Origin of the sequence: Salipiger pentaromativorans (genome assembly GCF_024721115.1) — a bacterium.
GTDB lineage: Bacteria > Pseudomonadota > Alphaproteobacteria > Rhodobacterales > Rhodobacteraceae > Salipiger > Salipiger pentaromativorans.
In genome coordinates, this window is sequence record NZ_JAMDHK010000005.1 from 174,169 (window position 1) to 192,806 (window position 18,638).

Here is an 18,638-nt window from a genome sequence, read left to right on the forward strand (position 1 = left end):
CCCCCTTCGGTTCATGACATTCGGCTTCCCGAATGCTTCCCCCGATCTAATGCGCTTCGTTCAGCACGTCCAGAAAAGCCGGACCGAACCGTTCGAACCGGCGCTCGCCCAGCAGCCGGGCCATCTCGTCCGGACGCCCGGCGGGCATCTGCGCCACCTTGGCCAGCAGCGACGCCGAACAGGACAGCGGCTTTTCCGTGCCATCGGCGCCGCGGGCCAGATCCGCCTGCGCGGCCATCAGCGCATCATAGACCGACCCGGCCTCGCTGCCGGCGAGCCGCCGCCGCGTCGGGTGCATCTCTTCGGTGTCGCCGGTGATGACCGACAGGAATTCGGCGCCGTAGCGTTCGAGCTTCTTCGCCCCCACCCCGTTGATCCGCGCCATATCGTCGAGCGTGGCGGGCCGCGCCTCGGCCATCTCGATGAGCGTGCGGTCGGGAAAGATCATATAGGCGGGCAGCGAGGCCGCCTCGGCCAGCGCCCGGCGCTTGGCCTTCAGCGCCGAAAGCAGCGGCGCGTCTTCCTCCGAGACCAGCGTCTTGACCTGCGGGCGGCGCTCGGCGGCGCGGTCGATCACGTCACGGCGGAGCTGGATGCTCTCCTCGCCGCGCAGGATCGGCAGGGCGTCGTCGGTCATGACCAAGGCGCCATGGCGCTCGGGATCGGGGCGCACGAGATCGCGGCCCATCATCTGCCGGAATACCGCCTGCCACTGGCCTTTCTTCAGATCCCGCCCGACCCCGAAGGTCGGCAATTGATCGTGCCGCCGCTGGCGCACCTTGTCGGTCTCGTTGCCGAGCAGGATGTCGATCAGATGCCCGGCGCCGAAATTCTCGCCCGTGCGCAGGGCCGCCGACAGCGCCTTGCGCACCGCCTCGGTGCCGTCGAACACCTCGGGCGGCTTGTCGCAGAGATCGCAATTGCCGCAGGGCTCGGAGGATTCCCCGAAATAGCGCAAGAGCTGCTGGCGCCGGCAGCCCAGCGCCTCGGCCAGCCCCAAGAGCGCGTTCAGCCGGCCATGATCGGCGACGCGGCGCTCGGGCGGCGCCATGCCCTCGTCGATCTGCGCCCGGCGCAGGCGGATGTCGTCGGCACCGTAAAGCGTCAGCGTTTCCGCCGGCGCCCCGTCGCGCCCGGCACGGCCGATCTCTTGATAATAGGCCTCGATCGACTTGGGCAGATCCGCATGGGCCACCCAGCGGATATCGGGCTTGTCCACCCCCATGCCGAAAGCCACCGTCGCGACCACGATCAGCCCGTCCTCGGTGGCGAAACGTTCTTCCACGCGGCGACGGTCCTCGGCCTCCATCCCGCCGTGGTAGTAGCAGGCGCTGTGCCCGTCCTCGCGCAGCGCCTGGGCCAGACTTTCGGTCTTGGCCCGTGTGCCGCAATAGACGATGCCCGACCGGCCCTTGCGCGCGGCGGCAAAGCGCAGGATCTGCGCGCGCGGGCCGTCCTTGGGCATGAAGGCCAGATGGATGTTCGGCCGGTCGAAACCGCGCAGAAAGGTCTGCGGCGCCTCGCCATCAAAGAGCCGCTGGACGATCTCGCCCTGGGTTTCCTGATCGGCGGTGGCGGTGAAGGCCGCCAGCGGCACGCCCAGCGCACGGCGCAGCTCGCCGATGCGCAGGTAGTCGGGGCGGAAATCGTGGCCCCATTGCGAGACGCAATGCGCCTCGTCGACCGCGATGAGGCTCACGCCTGCCTGCGCCAGCATCCGCTGCGCCCCGCCCGAGGCAAGCCGTTCCGGCGCCAGATAAAGCAGTTTCAGCGTGCCCTCGGACAGCATGTCCCAAACCGCGTCGGTTTCTTCCTGGGTGTTGCCCGAGGTCAGCGCGCCGGCGGCGACCCCCGCCTCGCGAAGCCCGCGCACCTGATCCCGCATCAGCGCAATCAGCGGCGAAATCACCACAGTGACCCCGCCGCGCATCAGCGCCGGAAGCTGATAGCATAGCGACTTGCCGCCGCCCGTGGGCATGATCGCCAGCACGTTCTGCCCACGCGCCACCGCTTCGACGATCTCGCCCTGACCGGGGCGGAAGGCGTCGAATCCGAAGACCTCTTTCAGCAATGCCTCACCGGGCATATGATCGCGGGGCATGAGAAAACCTGCGGGATTTTAGCTAAATCTGCTCTATCCCAGACAGTCTCATACTAAGATTTGGTGAACAAGGCCGCAGGCGGCGGAAAAATCATCCGAAGAACAGCGTCGGCAGGATGTAGTCGCGCAGCGAGATGATGATGATGAACAGCACCAGCGGCGCCAGATCCAGCGGATGCGTGTTTGGCAGGATGCGGCGGATCGGCTGATAGATCGGCTCCAGCAGACGGTTGAGGCCGGTCCAGATCTGGCCGACGATGGGCTGACGCAGGTTCAGCACGTTGAAATTGATGAGCCAGCTCATGATGATATGCACAATCATGATGAAGAAGATCACATCGAGGATCAGCTTCAGCGGGCCGTAAATCGCCATCATCGGTGTCGTTTCCTTTGCCTGAACGGGGTCAGAGGTAAGCATCCCTGGCCGCGAGGGCAAGAGTGCCGCGAGGTCTTGGTTGACGCTGCGGCGCGGCGGGCGCTTTTTGGCGGCAGAAGGAGGTGCCGATGTATCCGTTTATCCGCATGGCCAAAGAGATCTGGCTCACCCGCAAGCTGCCGCCGCTGGAGCCCAACGGCGTGCATGTCTCGCATCACATGTGCTGGCCCTGGGATCTGGATATGTGGAACGAGTTGAACAACGGCCGCACCCTGACGCTGCTCGATCTCGGGCGCTTCCCGCTGGCGATGCGCGCGGGGCTGATGGCCGCGCTCAAGCGCGAACGCTGGCGGATGACCATGGCGGGGGTCGTGGTGCGCTATCGCCGCCGCATCCAGACGTTCGAAAAGATCGAGATGCGCTCGCGGCTGATCGGCTGGGACCACCGCTTTCTCTATATCGAGCAAAGCCTGTGGAAGACCGACGGGGAATGTGCCAACCAGGCCGTCTACCGCGCCGCCGTGACCGATCGCAAAGGCATTGTGACCACCGACAGGGTGATGGCGGCGCTGGGGGCCGATCCGGTGTCGCCCGAACTGCCGATCTGGGTGCAGCACTGGCTCCGGGCGGAAGACGAACGCCCCTGGCCGCCGGCGCGCGACTGACCGTGCGGCAGGCATCCGCCCCCGCGTGCCGCCGCTGCGGCGCATTTCGGCTTGCCACCCTCCACCCCCGCCTGTTCTATCGCGCCGGACACAGGGGGGGTAGCATGGCCTGGCAATCTTCGCGCCGACGCATCTGGGGCTGGATGTTTTTCGACTGGGCGCAGCAGCCCTATGCGACGCTGGGCCTGACCTTCATCTTCAGCCCCTATTTCGCTGCTGTCGCCGCCGAATATTTCCTCGGCACCGGCATGGCCGAGGACGCCGCCAAGGCACAGGCGCAGGGGCTTTGGTCCTCGGCGCAGACCGTCTCCGGGCTGTTCATCGCCTTCACCGCACCGCTGCTGGGCGCCTGGGCCGATGCCTCGGGGCGCAAGATGCCGTGGTTCTGGGGCTTTACCGGCCTGGCGGTGATCTGTGCTGCCGCGCTTTGGGGGCTGCATCCGGATGGAACCGGGCTCATGCTGGCGCTGATCGCTTTCTGGGTCGGTTTCACCGCCAGCGAATCCGCCTTCAACCTGAACAACGCCACCCTGCCCAGCCTCGGCACACCCGAGGAGGTGGGGCGCATCAGCGGCAGCGCCTCGGCCTTCGGCTATTGGGGCGGTGTCGTCTCGCTGTTCCTGATGCTGCTGTTCTTTGCCGAGACCACCACCGGCACCACACTGATCGGGCTTGCCCCGGCCTTCGGTCTCGATCCCGAGACGCGCGAGGGCACCCGCTTCGTCGGGCCGTTCATCGCGCTGTGGTTCGCGCTTTTCATGGTGCCCTTCTTCCTGTGGAACCGCGATCCGAAAGGCGTACGGCAGGAGCGCCCCGGCACCGGCCAGATCCTGCGCGGCCTGCGCGCCAGCCTGCGCGACATGGCCGAGCGGCCCTCCTACCGCAGCTTCCTGCTGTCCTCGATGCTCTACCGAGATTCGCTGGCCGCGCTTTACGCCTATGGCGGGATCTATGCCCGGCTGGTTCTGGGCTGGGAGATCACACAGATCGGCGTCTTCGGCATCATCGCGGCGATCGCCGCGGCGGTCCTGTCCTGGGCCGGGGGGATCGCCGACCAGCGGTTCGGACCGAAACCGGTCATCCTGACCAGCATCTGGCTGCTGATCCTGGTCGGGATCGTCATCATCGGCATGTCGCGCGACCATATCCTGTTTGTCACGCTGCCCGAAGGCTCGGCCCTGCCCGACATCGTCTTCTATCTCTGCGGCGCGATCATCGGCGGCGCCGGCGGCGCGCTTTATTCCGCGTCGCGCTCGATGATGGTGCGCCACACCGACCGCGACCGCGCCGCCGAGGCGTTCGGCCTCTTCGCGCTGACCGGCAAGGCCACCGCCTTCCTCGCGCCGGCGCTGATCACCTTCTTCACGCTTTGGACACAAAGCAATCAGTTCGGCTTTCTGCCGGTGATCTTCCTTTTCCTCGGGGGGCTGGTTCTGCTACGCTGGGTGCAACCAGACGGAGACCGAGCAGCATGATCCGCACCCTCTTCGCCCTCGCCCTGGCCGCCACCGCCCTGACCGGCTGCGGTGGAGAGCGCCCCACGCCCGCCGCGAAACAGCAAACCGTGCAGCCGCGCGTCACCGGCGTGCTTTCGACGAAGAACGCCAAGGCGCTGTTCGGCGCAGAACACCGAAGCTCGGCGCAAAAAGCCGCGTCTTACGGCAGCTATGCCAAGGGCTGCCTTGCCGGGGGCGTGCAACTGCCCCAGTCGGGCCCCACCTGGCAGGCGATGCGGCTCAGCCGCAACCGCAACTGGGGGCATCCGGTCTTGGTCGATTTTCTCGAAGATCTGTCGCGCAAGGCGGCCGCCCAGCCGGGATGGAACGGGCTTTATATCGGCGACCTGAGCCAGCCGCGCGGTGGCCCGATGACCTCGGGCCATGCCAGCCACCAGATCGGACTCGATGCCGATATCTGGATGCGCCCGGCCAACGACCTGACCCTCAGCACCGATGCGCGCGAGAATATCTCGTCGATCTCCATGTGGCGGTCGTCGGGCGCCTATACCAACGACAAATGGACCCGTGCGCATCACGAGATCATCAAGGCTGCCGCCAAGGACCCGCGTGTCGCACGGATCTTTGTCTTCCCCGGCGCCAAGGTGCAGATGTGCAACGATGAAACGGGCGACCGTGCCTGGCTGCGCAAGATCCGGCCCTGGTACGGGCACCACTATCATTTCCACGTCCGGCTGAACTGCCCCGCAGGGGCCGCCGGCTGCGTCGATCAGACGCCGCCGCCCGCCGGCGACGGCTGCGCCGATGCGCAGGCCTGGGTGAACAACATCCTGAACCCGCCGCCGCCCGACCCGAACGCGCCCAAGCCCCAGCCCAAGCGCGAACTCACCATGGGAGACCTTCCGGCTCAATGCGCCTCCGTACTCGCGGCGCAATAAGCGCGGCACTGGCGGGGTTTCTGGCGCTTGCCGCCGCGGCCAGCGGCGGCGAGGCCCGTTTCTCCGGCAGCTTCACCTGGAAAAGCGCCGATCCGGCGTTCGGCGGATTCTCGGGCCTCGAACTCTCGGAGGACGGCAGCCGCTTCACCGCGATCAGCGACCGGGCCGGCATCGTCTCGGGCCGGCTGCTGCGCGAGAACGGCCAGATCGTGGGCGTCGAGGCCGGGCCGCTCGCGCCGCTGCTCGACACCAAGGGCCGCGAACAGCGCACCCATCTCGGCGATTCCGAGGGGCTTGCGGTGGCGCCCGACGGGCGGCGCTTCGTGTCCTTCGAGGGGCGCGGCCGCGTCTGGGTCTATGACGCGCAGGGCGTGGCCACCCGGCTTCCACGCGCCGAGGCGTTCCAGAACCTTCAGGGCAATTCCGGCCTGGAAGCACTGGCCATCGACGCCGAAGGCCGGCTCTACACCCTGCCCGAACGCTCGGGCGAGCTGACCCGGCCCTTTCCGGTCTGGCGCTACGACGGCCGGGGCTGGACCCAGCCCTTCGAGATTCCCCGCCGGGGCGGCTTTCTGGCGGTGGGCGCCGACATCGGCCCGGACGGGCGCTTCTACCTTCTGGAACGGGAATTCACCGGCTTCGGCTTCCGCAGCCGGGTGCGCCGCTTCGACATGACCGACACCGGTCTGGACGGCGAAACCACGCTGTTCGAAAGCCATCTCCTGCGCCACGACAACCTCGAAGGGCTGTCGGTCTGGCGCGAGGATGGCGGGGCGATCCGGCTCACGATGATCTCGGACGACAATTTCAACGCCTTCCAGCGCACACAGTTCGTCGAATACACGGTGCCGGAATCGCTTGCGTCACCGCAGGACAAGCCTTAAGGGGACGCGTCCGCCGATCCGGGCGGACCAAGTCCCCGCAACCTTGTCAAAACGGGTCACAGATCATGACGCGCAAACATCTTCCCGGCATTCTTGCCATGGCCATCATCGTGCTGGCCTCCAACATCCTCGTGCAGTTCCTGTTCGGACAGTGGCTGACCTGGGGTGCCTTCACCTATCCCTTCGCCTTTCTCGTCACCGATGTGATGAACCGCCTCTACGGCGCGCCTGCCGCACGCAAGGTGGTGTTCTTCGGCTTCATCGTGGGCGTGATCTGCTCGCTGATCGGCACGCAGATCATGCTTCAGGGCGACGGCTACACCTATCCGGCGGTGACGCTGCGCATCGCCCTGGGCTCGGGGCTGGCCTTCCTCACCGCCCAGCTCATGGACGTGGCGATCTTCGACAAGCTGCGTGAAGGCTCCTGGTGGCGCGCGCCGCTGGCCTCGACGCTGGTGGGCAGCTCTCTCGACACGGCGATCTTCTTCACGATCGCGTTCTCCGGCACGCTGACCTTCCTCGAGCCGTCCAACGATGTGAGCTGGGCTGGCGAGGCGCTGCCGATGCTGGGCGCCGGGCCGATGGTGCCGCTCTGGGTGTCGCTTGGCGTTGCCGACTGGCTGGTGAAACTCTCGCTTGCCATCATCGCGCTCGTGCCTTTCCGTTTGATCGTTTCGAAGGCACTTTCCGCCCGCGCACCGGCCTGAGCTACAGAAAACGTTTTGAGGATGTGCCTTTCCATGGCACCCTGAACTTGCGTTTTTCAACAGCTGAAAGGAGGTGATCCAGTGTCTAGAGAAACATTGGAGAGAGGTGTCGGAACAGTTCGGAGGGCAGAGCGCTAGGGCAGCCCCTGGCGTAAAGGAAACCCGAATTGGCATTGCCTAACCGGCACGCCTCCTTGACGTCTCGAATGGGTCGCCCGACAGGCAGGGCGGCCCATTTCTTTTCGTGCTAATACTGTCTCATGCTGACGATCACCGACCACATCCATATCGAAGACTGGGAAATCACCGAGCAGTTCATCCGCGCCTCCGGCCCCGGCGGGCAGAATGTGAACAAGGTGTCCACCGCCGTCGAGCTGCGCTTCGAGGCCGAACGCTCGCCCAACCTGCCCGCACCGGTGAAGACCCGGCTGCGCAAACTGGCGGGGCGCCGCTGGACGAAGGAGGGCGCGATCGTGTTGCAGGTGGATGAGACCCGCAGCCAGGCGCGCAACCGCGAGATCGCCCGCGAGCGGCTGGCGGAATTGATTCGGAAGGCGCTGGAAAAACCCCGGCGCCGGATCCCGACCAAGCCGACGCTCGGTTCGAAACGCCGCCGGCTGGACGCGAAAAAGGCGCGTGGCGAGGTGAAATCCCTACGCGGAAAGATCACGCCCGACGGCTGAGGCCCGGAAGCGTCGGGCGCGGTGCGCATCGGGAAGCGCCGCTCCTTGCCACGCTTCGCCCCGCCCCCGCCAAAGCCGGGTCCAGTGTCTCATGACGACAGACGCCGCAGCGCGCTCAGTTCGAGCAGCGCTTCTCCGCATCCTCGACCGCGGCGGTAAAGCCCAGCAGAGAGAAGGTGTCCTTGGTCAGCGTGCCGCGCCCGGAACGCGCGGTCAGCACCGCATCGGAGCCGCGCTTCATCGCGGTGATGATCTTGCTGTCTTCCTGCGGGGTCGCGGGCCAGGCCCATTCGCCCTCGGTATACAGCTCGAACTCCGAGCCGCCGATGTTCACATTCACCGTCGAGCCGTTCGCAAAGGGATAGCCGCCGGTAAAGGCCACCTGCCCCGACACATTGGCGCCCGGACGATAGAACACCATCAGCAGGATGTCGCCCCGCCGCACCGAGACGACGCGGCCGTCCTTGGTGTTCACGCTTTCCTTGTAGGTGGTCACGGCCCAGCACTCGCGCGGGTCGTTGCCTTCGAACACGGACCAGTCGGTGATCGCGTTCACACGGTTCTGGCTTTCTTCCTGGGCCAGCGACGCCGTCGCGGCAAACGCCAGAAGGGCTCCGCCCAGAACTCCACCGAGAAATGACTTCATACCTGCAGCCTCCAGCTGTCCTTGCCTCAATGCCTGCGGTCAGCGCCTTACCTGTTCCGGCTTATTCACAAGCGCAACCATTTTCTACTCGACGGCGGGAGGATAGCCTGAAAAACACGTGATCATAAACCCCCCGTTGGCAAGTTATCGCTTAGATGTGAGGTCCACCGATGCCTGGCGCGCCAGAACCTATGGTTGAAATCCACCGTGGACCGCTCGCCGAGAGCTTTCACAGCGGCCATGCGGTGATCTGCGACAGCGCGGGGCAGATCGTCCGGGCCTGGGGCGATCCCGAGGCGCTGATCCTGCCGCGCAGCTCGGCCAAGATGATTCAGGCGCTGCCGCTGGTGGCCTCGGGCGCCGCCGACACGCACGGGCTGACCGTGCCGCAGCTGGCGCTGGCCTGCGCCTCGCATCAGGGCGCGCCGGTGCATGTGGCGGCGGTGACCGCCTGGCTCGCCGATCTGGGGCTTGGCGACGACGACCTGCGCTGCGGGCCGGAGCCGTCGCGCGACAAGCAGCTGCGCTTCGCGATGATCCGCGACGGGCAGAGCCCCTGCCAGGTGCACAACAACTGCTCGGGCAAACACGCGGGCTTTCTGACGCTGGCCCGGCATCTGGGCGCGGGGCCGGAATACGTGGAGCCCGACCACCCGGTGCAGACAGCGGTGAAAGAGGCGTTCGAGACGGTGACCGGGCAGGACAGCCCCGGCTTCGGCATCGACGGCTGCTCGGCGCCGAATTTCGCCACCACCATGCACGGCATGGCCCGCGCCATGGCCTGGTATGCCGGGGCGGGGCAGCGCGACGACACGCTCAGCCGGGCCGCCGCGCGTCTGGTCGAGGCGATGATCGCCCATCCCCTGCTGGTCGCGGGCGAGGGCCGTGCCTGCACGCTGCTGATGCGCGCCGCGAAAGAGCCGGTGGCGATCAAGACCGGGGCGGAGGGGTATTTCATCGCCATCCTGCCGCAGCGCGGGCTGGGTGTGGCGCTCAAGATCGCCGATGGCGCCACCCGCGCCTCGGAAGCCGCCTTTGCCGCCATTCTGGTGCAGCTGGGGGTGCTCGACGCGGGCCACCCGGATGTGAAGCGCTTTCTGAACCCCGAGATCCGCAACAAGCGCGGCATCGTCACCGGCGAGATCCGCGCGGTGCTGTAGGGTGGGCAATCTGCCCACCATTCGCTGATGCATCCCGGAGCGGTGGGCAGATTGCCCACCCTACGCGAAATCGTCCTGCATATAGCCCTGAAGGTAGAGCAGCGCGGTCAGGTCGCCGTGGTTCACCCGCAACGCGCATTGCGCCTGCACCGAGGGTTTCGCGTGCAGCGCCACGCCGAACCCCGCGCGGCCCAGCATGCCCAGATCGTTGGCCCCGTCGCCCACCGCAATCGCATCTTCCTCGGCAATGCCCAGCCGCGCGGTGATCTCCTCCAGCGCGCGGATCTTGGCCTCGCGCCCGAGGATCGGGCGGGCCACGTCGCCGCTCAGCTTGCCGCCTTCGGTCAGCAGCGTGTTGGCGCGGTTCTCGTCGAAGCCCACAAGCGCCGCCACCTTCGCGGTAAAAGCGGTGAAGCCGCCCGAGACCAGGGCCGTATAGGCCCCCTGCGCCTTCATCGTCGCCACCAGCGTCTTGCCGCCGGGCATCAGCGTGATGCGCTCGGCCAGCACCTTGTCGATCACGCTTTCCGGCAGGTCGCGCAGCAGCGCCACGCGCTCGGTCAGCGCGCCCTCGAAATCCAGCTCGCCGTTCATTGCCCGCGCGGTGATGTCCTTCACATGCGCGCCGACACCCGCCTCCTCGGCCAGCTCGTCGATGCATTCCTGCTGGATCATGGTCGAATCCATATCCGCCAGCAGCATCCGCTTGCGCCGCCCCACGGCGGGCAACAGGTTCAGGTCGGCCTGATCGGCGACCGAGGCGCGGAGGTCCTCGAAATGGCCCGGCACGGTCTCCAGCGGAAACTCCGCCGCCTCGCCGCGCGCCAGCCAGAGCGCCTCGCCGCCGCCCAAAGCGTTGCGCAAGGCCGAGACCAGCGCGGTTTCGAGCGTTCCCGGACGGGCGATGAGCGAGACGATATACATGGGCAGAGCCTCCGGATCCGATGCGAGGCGCTTCTGGCACGACGCGGCGCCTTTGGCCAGCCCCGCGTGGGGTGGTCCATCCTGCCCGCCGATCCCGTCCGTAGGGTGGGCAATCCTGCCCACCACGACCGCGCCGTCAGCGCTCGGTCAGCTTCAGCTCGATCCGCCGGTTCTGCGCCCGCGCCTCGGGCGTGTCGGCGGGGTTGATGGGCTGGTACTGACCAAAGCCGTTGGCCGAGAGCCGTTCCGGCGGGATGCCGAGGAAATTGACCAGATAGCGCACCACCGACAGCGCCCGCGCCTGACTCAGCTCCCAGTTATCGGCAAAGGCCGCGCCGGGGCGCAGCGGGATATTGTCGGTATGGCCGTCGACCCGCAGCACCCAGTCGATGCCATCGGGGATGTCGTCCATCACCCGGCGCAGGATGCCCGCGATCTTGGCGATCTCGCGTTCGCCAGCCGTGGACAGCTCCGCCTCGCCCGGCGCGAACAGCACCTCGGAGGAGAAGACAAAGCGGTCGCCCTCGATACGGATGCCTTCCTGGCTGCCGATCACATCGCGCAGCCGCCCGAAGAACTCGGAGCGATAACGCTCCAGATCCTTGGTCTCGGCTTCCAGCCGCTTGCGCTCTTCCTCTTCGAGCTGCCGCCGCCGCCGCTCCTCGGCGGCCACGCGCGCCAGAGCCGCATTCAGTTCCGAACCGAGGTTCTGCACCTGCACCTGCGCCGCCGCATCGCGCGCCCTGGAATCGTCGAGCAGCGCCTGCAACTCGCCGAGCTGCCTCCGCAGCGCCGCGACCTGCTGGTTCAGAAGCTCGGTCTGCTTCTCGGCCGTGCCCGCGCGCGCCTCGGTCGCATCCAGCTCCGAGCGCGCCTGCGCCAGCAGCACCGCGCGCTGTTCGGCCTCCGACAGCCGCGCTGCGGCCTCCGCCTCGGCGGCCTTCTGCGCCGCCAGCGCGGCGGCCAGACGATCGCGCAGCGTCTCCGAGGTCAGCTCGGCATCGCCCTGCGCGGCCAGCGCCGCTTGCAGCCGCGCCTGCACCCCCTCCGCATCGCCTGCCGCCTCGCGGGCGGTGGCCAGCGCCTTGGCCGTCTCGCCCTGCTGCACCAGCGCCGCCGCCAGCCTGGCGTTGAGATCGTCCTCGGCCTCGCGTGCGGCGGCCAGCAGGGTCAGCGTCTCCTCGGCCTGTCGGCGCTGTTCCTCCAGCGCCATGGTCATCGCCGTGAGTTCGGCATCCGCATTCTCCAGCCGCTGGCGCAGCGCCGCCGCCGCTTCGGCCTCGGCCAGCCGCTGCGCCTCTTCCTCGCTCAGTGCTTGCTGAAGCTCGACCACCTGCGCGGAGAGCCCGCCCATCGCGGTCTCCTGCGCGGCGGCCTGCGCGCGCAAATCCTGCACCAGCGCTTCCAGTGCCTCGCGCCGGGCGGCAGCGAGGCGCGCCGCCTCTTCCTGCGCATCGACCTCTTGACGCGCCGAGGCCAGCGCAAGATCGAGCGCGTCGCGCTCCGACATCAGCGCCTCGCGGGCCGCCTGCAATTCGTCGCGCGTGGCGGTCAGATCCGCCACCGCGCCGCGCGCCGTGTCGCGCTCGGACAGCAGGGTGGCAACCTGTTCCTCGAACGAGGCGATCCGGTCCTGCGCGGCCGCCAGCTCTCCGGCCTGCCGGTCGCGGGTATCGGTCAGGGCGGAGATGATGCTTTGCTGTTCGACAAGCCGCGTCTCGGCATCGCTCAGCGTCGTCTCCAGCTCACCCAGCCGGTTGGTCAGCGCAGTGTTGCGCCGCTCTTGCAGGCCGAGTTTCTCCGCAAGCTGCGCCACCTCCGAGGACAGCCGGTCGAGCTGGCTTTCCTGCCCGGTGATCGTGTCGCGCAGCACCGACTGGATGACCATGAAGATGGTCAGCACGAACATCAGCACCAGCAGCAGCCCGGTCATCGCATCGACGAAACCGGGCCAGATATTGGCCTGGAACCGCGCGCCGGTGCGTCGCGACAAGGCCATGGATCAGGTTCCGCCCTTGTTGCCGCCGGGGCGCACGGGGCGGATGGTCACCGACTGCGGCTGCGGCTGGCTGGCAAGCTTGCCAAGCGTCCGGTTCAGCGCAGTCAGATCTGTGCGCAGCTCGGCCATGCTCTCCTGCCGCCCGGCCGAGACCTCTTCCAGCAGCCGTAGCATCTGCACGTCGATCGAACGCAGCCGCATCCGGCTTTCCGCGTCGAGCCCTTCGGCGGTCTCACGCTCGGCCAGCACCTCGGCCAGCCGCTCCTGCCCCTCGGCGATGCGTGCGAGAGAATTGGACGACGGCGCCGTGGCCTCCAGCCGTTCGGTCATGCGCTCGAGCGAATCCGCAAGCTGGCCCAGCCGCGCATCGACCTCGTTCTGACCTTCCTGCGTACGGGCGAACATGAGCGTCAGACGTTCCATCTGATCGGTCATCTGGTCGAGCACCTGCGCCACGATCCCGGCCTCACCGCCACTCTCTCCCTCGCCGGAGAAACTGAGCTTGGTGATCGAGCTCAGCCATTCCTCCAGCTCGCGGTAGAACCGGTTCTGCCCATGCCCGGCGAACAGCTCCAGCAGCCCGACGATCAGCGAGCCTGTCAGCCCCAGCAACGACGAGGCAAAGGCCACGCCCATGCCGCCAAGCTGGCTTTCGAGCCCCGACATCAGGCGCGAGAACGTGTCCATATTGCTCTCGCCCTCGGCGGGGGCGAGACTGCGGATCGTATCGACCAGGGCGGGCACCGTGGTGGCAAGCCCGTAGAACGTGCCGAGCAGCCCCAGGAAGATCAGCAGCGAGACGATGTAGCGGGTGATCTCGCGCGCCTCGTCGATGCGCGTGGCCACCGAGTCGAGGATCGAGCGGGTCGAGGTCGTGGTGATCTGCATCCGCCGGTCGCGGCGGCGCAGCAGCGCGGCGAGCGGCGCCAGCAGGCGCGGCGCCTGCGCGCCTGCATCGCGGTCGCCGGCAAACCCCTCGATCCAGCGCACAGACTGCACGAGCTGTCCCATCTGCCAGAAACAGGCCACGACCCCCAGCACGAAGACGAAGAGGATGACACCGTTCAACCAGGGGTTCGCCTCAAACACCGGCAGCACCCGCGGCAGGGCGAGAAAGGCCCCGGCCCCGGACAGGCCGAGCACCGCCAGCATCAGCGCGATCTGGCGAAACGGTTGACTGAAATGCGGCTCGGCCTCGAGGTCGGGCTTGTCCATTTTGGACCCTGACGGGGTTATTCGCGTTGGCCCGAGCCTATTGCGGCGGATGTTTCAAGCCAAGCGGTTATCCGTCAGTTGCCGCACACGATCGCGCAACCAGTGCAGTTCCGCATCGGGGATGCCCAATTCCTCGAGATGCCCGGCGGTGTTGTAGAGATATTCGGTGTTCGGGCCACGCCCGCCCACCGCCCGAGCGATGATCGCCGCCTGTTCTTCCAGCGGCAGCCCGCCGCAATACTGCACATGATCGGCGTCGATCACATAGGTCACCGCCTCGATCCGCCGCCCGTCGCGCAGATCGACCTCCAGAACCTTTTCCAGATAGGCGGACGAGACCAGTTCGCGTTCGCGCAGATAGGCAAGCGTCGCCGCCTCCTGTCCCTCGGCCGCTTTCAGCGCCAGCCCCTCGCACAGCGCCCCGGGCCGCTCGTCGAGCGCCAGCACCAGCCCGGGATCCGCCTCGGTGCCGCGATGGTGGATCGAGCGCATGCAGAAGCTGCGGTGATAATCCGGCAGCAGGGCGTGGGCCTGCTCGGCCACCTCGAAACCCGGGTTCCACAAAAGCGAGCCGTACCCGAAGACCCATAGCGCCATGGTTCTGGTCCTTTCCTTTGCCCGGCTGTAAACACCATCCGGCAAGGCCATAAAAGGGGGCGCCTCGGTGAAACGTCTGACACTTCTGGTGATCGCGGCGGCGCTGGCCTGGTCGGGCTACTGGGTCTGGGCGGCCTATGCGCAGCGCCAGTCCATCGAAAGCTGGTTCGAGGACCGCCGGGCCGAGGGATGGGAAGCGTCTTACGAGGATCTTTCGATCCAGGGCTTTCCCAACCGGCTCGACACAACCTTCACCGCGCCGGTTCTGGCAAACCCCAAGACCAACACCGTCTGGGAGGCGCCGTTCCTGCAGGTCCTGCAGATGGTCTACAACCGCGATCACGTGATCGTCGCCTTTCCCGACACGCAAACCCTGATCCGGGACGGCGCGCGCACCGAGATCGCCGGGCAGGGGCTGCGGGCCAGCCTGGTGCGGGAGAACGGCGCGCTTTTGCGGGCCAATGCCGAAGCGGAGGTACTGAACATCTCCGGCGAGGCACCGCTGGCGTTGTCGGGGCTGACCGCCGCAATCGCCCGCACCGAAGCGGGCGACCGGAGCTATCGCATCGCGGTGAACGCGACCGGCATCGCCACAGGCGGCGCGGCGCTGCCCGGCGGCAGCGACGACGGGCTCAGGCTCGACAGCGTGGTCACCTTCGAAGAGCCGCTGCGCCTGGAAGACTATGCCGAGGCCCGGCCGGCGCGGATCGAGATCGCCCGGGCCGAGATCGGCAAGGATGCGCTGCGGCTCGCCGCGACGGGCGCGGTCGATGTGGACCGGAGCGGGCGTCTGGACGGCAGGCTGTCGCTGCGGGTCGAGAATATGGACGAGGCCATCGCCGCCGAGCGCAAGGCCGGCCGCGTTCCGCCCGAGATCCTGTCGCTGATCGAGGGCACGGCGCAGCTTCTCGCCGGTCTCTCGGGACGGAGCGACACCATCGACCTGACCTTCGAGTTTCGCGACGGCAAGACCTGGCTGGGCTTCCTGCCCCTCGGCCCCGCTCCGCGCCTTCGCTAGACCCAAGAAAATTCATCCGAATTTTCTGTCACCAGGATTTTTCGTCCGAAAAATCCTGGTGACCCGCGTTGCGCCAGAATTCCACGGCCCCGCCGCTGCCGAACCATCTTGCGCAACCGGGCGATCCCGGAAAGACTGCCGGCATGAGCGGCACTCTTTCCCAACGCATCGAGGGCAAGCGCGACGAGCTGATCGCGCTGACCCAGGACCTGATCCGCATCCCGACGCTGAATCCGCCGGGCGAGAATTATCACGCGGTCTGCGCCTATCTGCAAAAGCGCCTCGCGGGGCGCGGCTTTGCCTGCGAGATGATCCGCGCGCATGGCGCCCCCGGCGACAGCGACCGCTATCCGCGCTGGAATCTCGTCGCCCGGCACGAGGGCACGCGAAACGGCGACTGCGTGCATTTCAACTCGCATCACGATGTGGTCGAGGTCGGCCATGGCTGGACCCGCGACCCGTTCGGCGCCACGCTGGAGGGCGACCGGATCTATGGCCGCGGCGCCTGCGACATGAAAGGCGGGCTGGCCGCCTCGATCATCGCGGCCGAAGCCTTTATGGAAACCCATCCCGGCTATGCCGGCGCCATCGAGATCAGCGCCACGGCGGATGAGGAATCCGGCGGCTACGGAGGCGTCGCCTACCTGGCGGAGCAGGGGTATTTCGCCCCCGAACGGGTGCAGCATGTGATCATCCCCGAACCGCTCAACAAGGACCGCATCTGCCTTGGCCACCGCGGCGGCTGGTGGGCCGAGATCGAGACCAAGGGCGAGATCGCCCATGGCTCCATGCCCTTCCTCGGCGATTGCGCCGTCCGGCATATGGGCGCCGTGCTCGACGCCTTCGAGGACCGTCTGTTCCCCGCCATGGCGGCGCGGCATACCGAGATGCCCGTCGTGCCCGAAGGCGCGCGGCAATCGACGATGAACATCAACTCGATCCATGGCGGCCAGCCCGAGCAGCCGCCCGATTTCACCGGCCTGCCCGCCCATTGCGTGCCCGACAGCTGCCGCATCGTGATCGACCGCCGCTTTCTCGTCGAGGAAACCGTGGAAGGGGTGCGCGACGAGGTGATCGGGCTGCTGGAGGACCTCAAGGCCCGCCGCGCCAATTTCGATTACGAGATCCGCGAGTTGAACCGCGTGATCCCTTCGATGACGGCGCGCGACGCCCCGGTGGTGACCACGGTCACCGCCGCCATCCGCGAAGAGCTGGGGGCCGAGGCCACCTATGTGGCCTCGCCGGGCAGCTATGATCAGAAACATATCGACCGGATCGGCAAGCTGAAGAACTGCATCGCCTACGGGCCCGGCGTGCTCGAGCTGGCGCATAAGCCCGACGAGTGGGTCGGGGTCACCGATATGCTCGACAGCGCCCGGGTCATGGGGCGCAGCCTGGAGCGGCTGCTGCTGGGCTGAGCGACCCCACGGCGCCGGAACGGGCCGTCACCGGGCGCGCCTTACCCCACCGGGATATTGTCGATGAGCCGCACGCCGCCGATCCAGGCCGCCGCCAAAAGCCGCGCGGGCCGGTCCACGACCGTCATCGGGGCAAGCCCGTCCGCGGCCCGAAGCTCCAGATATTCCAGCGTCTCGAATCCGGCGCCAAGCACCGCCGCCTCGGCCTGCGCCCGCAGCGCGCCGATCTCGCCGCCCGCCAGAAGCCCCTCGGCCATCGCCCGCATCGCGATGCTCAGCGCCGGCGCGGCCGCGCGGGCCTCGGGCGGCAGCAGCAGGTTGCGCGACGACAGCGCCAGCCCGTCGGTCTCGCGCACGGTCGGGCAGCCGATCACCTCGACCGGAATATCCAGATCGGTGGCCATGCGCGTCACGACCTGGAGCTGCTGATAATCCTTCTCGCCGAAATAGGCCCGGTCGGCCCCGGTTTGCAGGAACAGCTTGGAAACCACCGTGGTCACCCCGTCGAAATGCCCCGGGCGGTGGGAGCCGCAGAGCCCCTCCGTCAGCCCGGCCACCGACACCTGGGTGGCAAAACCCTCGGGATAGATCTCTTCGGGATCCGGCACATAGACCGTATCCACGTCGAAGGGCGCGAGCTTTGCCGCGTCCTCGTCCTCGGTGCGGGGATAGTTCTCAAGATCGCTGGCGCTGTTGAACTGCTTGGGATTCACGAAGATCGTCACGATCACCCGGTCGCATCCGGCCTTGGCCGCCTCGACCAGACTCAGATGCCCAGCGTGCAGCGCGCCCATCGTCGGCACCACACCAACCCGCTCGCCGGCGCGTTTCCACGCCGCCACCCGCGCCCGAAGCGCCGGTTTTTGCCGCAAGATCTCGGTCATGCCTTTGCCCCCGGGACGGCGTCGGCGAACACATGCTCGGACGCCGGAAAATCGCGCGCCCGGACCTCGCGGGCATAGGCGGCAATCGCCGCCTCCGCCTGCTCGCCCAGCGTCGCATAGCGTTTGACGAATTTCGGCTTGAAGGCGGTGAACAGCCCCAGCATGTCATCGACCACCAGAATCTGCCCGTCGCAGCCCGCGGAGGCACCGATCCCGATGGTGGGAATCGGCAGCTCTGCCGTCACCCGGTCGGCCAGACGCGCCGGCACCTTCTCAAGCACCACCGCAAAGGCCCCTGCCCCGGCCACCGCCTGCGCATCCGCCAGCAGCAGATCGGCCGCGGCGCCACGGCCCTGAACCTTGTAGCCGCCCAGCGTATTGATCGACTGCGGCGTCAATCCGATATGCGCCATCACCGGCACGCCGCGCGCGACCAGAAAGGCGATTGTCTCGGCCATGGCAACGCCACCCTCGAGCTTCACCGCCGCAGCGCCGGTCTCGGCCATCAGGCGGGCGGCGTTGCGGAACGCCTGTGCCGGCCCCTCTTCGTAAGAGCCGAACGGCATATCGACGACCATCATCGCGCGGCTCAGGCCGCGTTTGACCGCCTTGCCGTGCAGAATCATCATCTCCATGGTCACCGAGAGCGTCGATTCCAGCCCGTGCAGCACCATCCCGACGGAATCGCCGACCAGCACAAAATCGCAGTGGGCGTCCATGAGTTGCGCCATGGGCGTGGTATAGGCCGTCAGGCTGACCAGCGGCGCGCCGCCCTTGCGGGCACGGATGTCGTCTGGCATCGGCGCCGTCTTATGCGCGGTTGCGCTCATTGGCGTCTCCTCTTCGTCAACAAGGCTGGCGCGGTCTAGCAGCCCCGCCCGGGTGAATCCAGCCCGCATCCGCTTGAATGCTCCGGGAAATTGCGCACACTTGCGCCACCGCCGGCCCCCGGCCCGCCCAGAATGG

18 protein-coding genes are annotated in these 18,638 nt (G+C 67.4%); 9 read left to right on the forward strand and 9 right to left on the reverse strand.

The features are described from left to right. Positions 1-46: 46 nt before the first annotated feature. Entirely contained in the window at positions 47-2,101 is a 2,055-nt protein-coding gene (recQ, locus tag M4578_RS10635) for a DNA helicase RecQ (RefSeq protein ID WP_258093397.1), read from the reverse strand. 91 nt (positions 2,102-2,192) lie between these two features. Next, positions 2,193-2,477: a YggT family protein gene (locus tag M4578_RS10640; RefSeq protein ID WP_258093398.1), complete on the reverse strand. Its 285-nt coding sequence runs from the start codon at positions 2,475-2,477 to the stop codon at positions 2,193-2,195. 128 nt (positions 2,478-2,605) lie between these two features. Here M4578_RS10640 and M4578_RS10645 point away from each other — a divergent pair, with 128 nt between their 5' ends. From M4578_RS10645 to arfB, 6 genes are all read left to right on the forward strand, one after another. Beyond that, entirely contained in the window at positions 2,606-3,142 is a 537-nt protein-coding gene (locus M4578_RS10645; RefSeq protein WP_258093399.1) for an acyl-CoA thioesterase, read from the forward strand. A 104-nt stretch (positions 3,143-3,246) separates the two neighbouring features. Beyond that, a complete protein-coding gene (locus tag M4578_RS10650) occupies positions 3,247-4,617 on the forward strand; it encodes an MFS transporter (protein WP_258093400.1) in 1,371 nt (456 codons plus the stop codon). Continuing rightward, positions 4,614-5,537, forward strand: coding sequence for a penicillin-insensitive murein endopeptidase (mepA, locus tag M4578_RS10655; protein WP_258093401.1), 924 nt, complete (start codon positions 4,614-4,616; stop codon positions 5,535-5,537). Before M4578_RS10650 ends, mepA begins: the two co-directional genes overlap by 4 nt. Beyond that, the gene (locus M4578_RS10660) at positions 5,510-6,421 is read left to right on the forward strand and encodes an esterase-like activity of phytase family protein (protein WP_258093402.1); all 912 of its coding nucleotides are present in this window, start codon (positions 5,510-5,512) and stop codon (positions 6,419-6,421) included. The genes mepA and M4578_RS10660 overlap by 28 nt, the downstream gene beginning before the upstream one ends. A gap of 65 nt (positions 6,422-6,486) precedes the next feature. Beyond that, positions 6,487-7,128, forward strand: coding sequence for a queuosine precursor transporter (locus M4578_RS10665; protein WP_258093403.1), 642 nt, complete (start codon positions 6,487-6,489; stop codon positions 7,126-7,128). Positions 7,129-7,388: 260 nt separating this feature from the next. Further along, on the forward strand, positions 7,389-7,811 hold the full coding sequence (gene arfB, locus M4578_RS10670; protein WP_258093404.1) for an alternative ribosome rescue aminoacyl-tRNA hydrolase ArfB: 423 nt from the start codon (positions 7,389-7,391) through the stop codon (positions 7,809-7,811). Between the two features lie 115 nt (positions 7,812-7,926). Here the strand turns inward: arfB and M4578_RS10675 are convergent, their stop codons facing one another. Continuing rightward, positions 7,927-8,457, reverse strand: coding sequence for an invasion associated locus B family protein (locus M4578_RS10675; protein ID WP_258093405.1), 531 nt, complete (start codon positions 8,455-8,457; stop codon positions 7,927-7,929). 191 nt (positions 8,458-8,648) lie between these two features. Here M4578_RS10675 and M4578_RS10680 point away from each other — a divergent pair, with 191 nt between their 5' ends. Then, positions 8,649-9,617: an asparaginase gene (locus M4578_RS10680; protein ID WP_258093406.1), complete on the forward strand. Its 969-nt coding sequence runs from the start codon at positions 8,649-8,651 to the stop codon at positions 9,615-9,617. Positions 9,618-9,677: 60 nt separating this feature from the next. Here M4578_RS10680 and serB read toward each other — a convergent pair whose 3' ends face one another. The 4 genes from serB to M4578_RS10700 all read right to left on the reverse strand — a co-directional run bounded on the left by serB (position 9,678) and on the right by M4578_RS10700 (position 14,352). Continuing rightward, positions 9,678-10,541 carry a phosphoserine phosphatase SerB gene (gene serB, locus M4578_RS10685; protein ID WP_258093407.1) on the reverse strand — a complete coding sequence of 288 codons (864 nt, stop codon included), beginning with the start codon at positions 10,539-10,541 and terminating at the stop codon, positions 9,678-9,680. Between the two features lie 136 nt (positions 10,542-10,677). Then, positions 10,678-12,540: a peptidoglycan -binding protein gene (locus M4578_RS10690; RefSeq protein WP_258093408.1), complete on the reverse strand. Its 1,863-nt coding sequence runs from the start codon at positions 12,538-12,540 to the stop codon at positions 10,678-10,680. Positions 12,541-12,543: 3 nt separating this feature from the next. Continuing rightward, positions 12,544-13,755 carry a biopolymer transporter ExbB gene (locus M4578_RS10695; RefSeq protein WP_258093409.1) on the reverse strand — a complete coding sequence of 404 codons (1,212 nt, stop codon included), beginning with the start codon at positions 13,753-13,755 and terminating at the stop codon, positions 12,544-12,546. Positions 13,756-13,809: 54 nt separating this feature from the next. Then, positions 13,810-14,352 carry a gamma-glutamylcyclotransferase gene (locus tag M4578_RS10700; RefSeq protein WP_258093410.1) on the reverse strand — a complete coding sequence of 181 codons (543 nt, stop codon included), beginning with the start codon at positions 14,350-14,352 and terminating at the stop codon, positions 13,810-13,812. 67 nt (positions 14,353-14,419) lie between these two features. Here M4578_RS10700 and M4578_RS10705 point away from each other — a divergent pair, with 67 nt between their 5' ends. Together M4578_RS10705 and M4578_RS10710 are read left to right on the forward strand one after the other, a co-directional pair. Then, a complete protein-coding gene (locus M4578_RS10705; protein WP_258093411.1) occupies positions 14,420-15,370 on the forward strand; it encodes a DUF2125 domain-containing protein in 951 nt (316 codons plus the stop codon). Between the two features lie 143 nt (positions 15,371-15,513). Beyond that, positions 15,514-16,788, forward strand: coding sequence for an acetylornithine deacetylase/succinyl-diaminopimelate desuccinylase family protein (locus tag M4578_RS10710; protein ID WP_258093412.1), 1,275 nt, complete (start codon positions 15,514-15,516; stop codon positions 16,786-16,788). Between the two features lie 41 nt (positions 16,789-16,829). Here the strand turns inward: M4578_RS10710 and panC are convergent, their stop codons facing one another. Together panC and panB are read right to left on the reverse strand one after the other, a co-directional pair. After that, complete coding sequence (gene panC / locus M4578_RS10715; protein WP_258093413.1) at positions 16,830-17,672, reverse strand: pantoate--beta-alanine ligase; 843 nt, start codon at positions 17,670-17,672, stop codon at positions 16,830-16,832. Further along, positions 17,669-18,502: a 3-methyl-2-oxobutanoate hydroxymethyltransferase gene (gene panB, locus M4578_RS10720; protein WP_258093414.1), complete on the reverse strand. Its 834-nt coding sequence runs from the start codon at positions 18,500-18,502 to the stop codon at positions 17,669-17,671. Before panB ends, panC begins: the two co-directional genes overlap by 4 nt. Between the last annotated feature and the right edge of the window lie 136 nt (positions 18,503-18,638).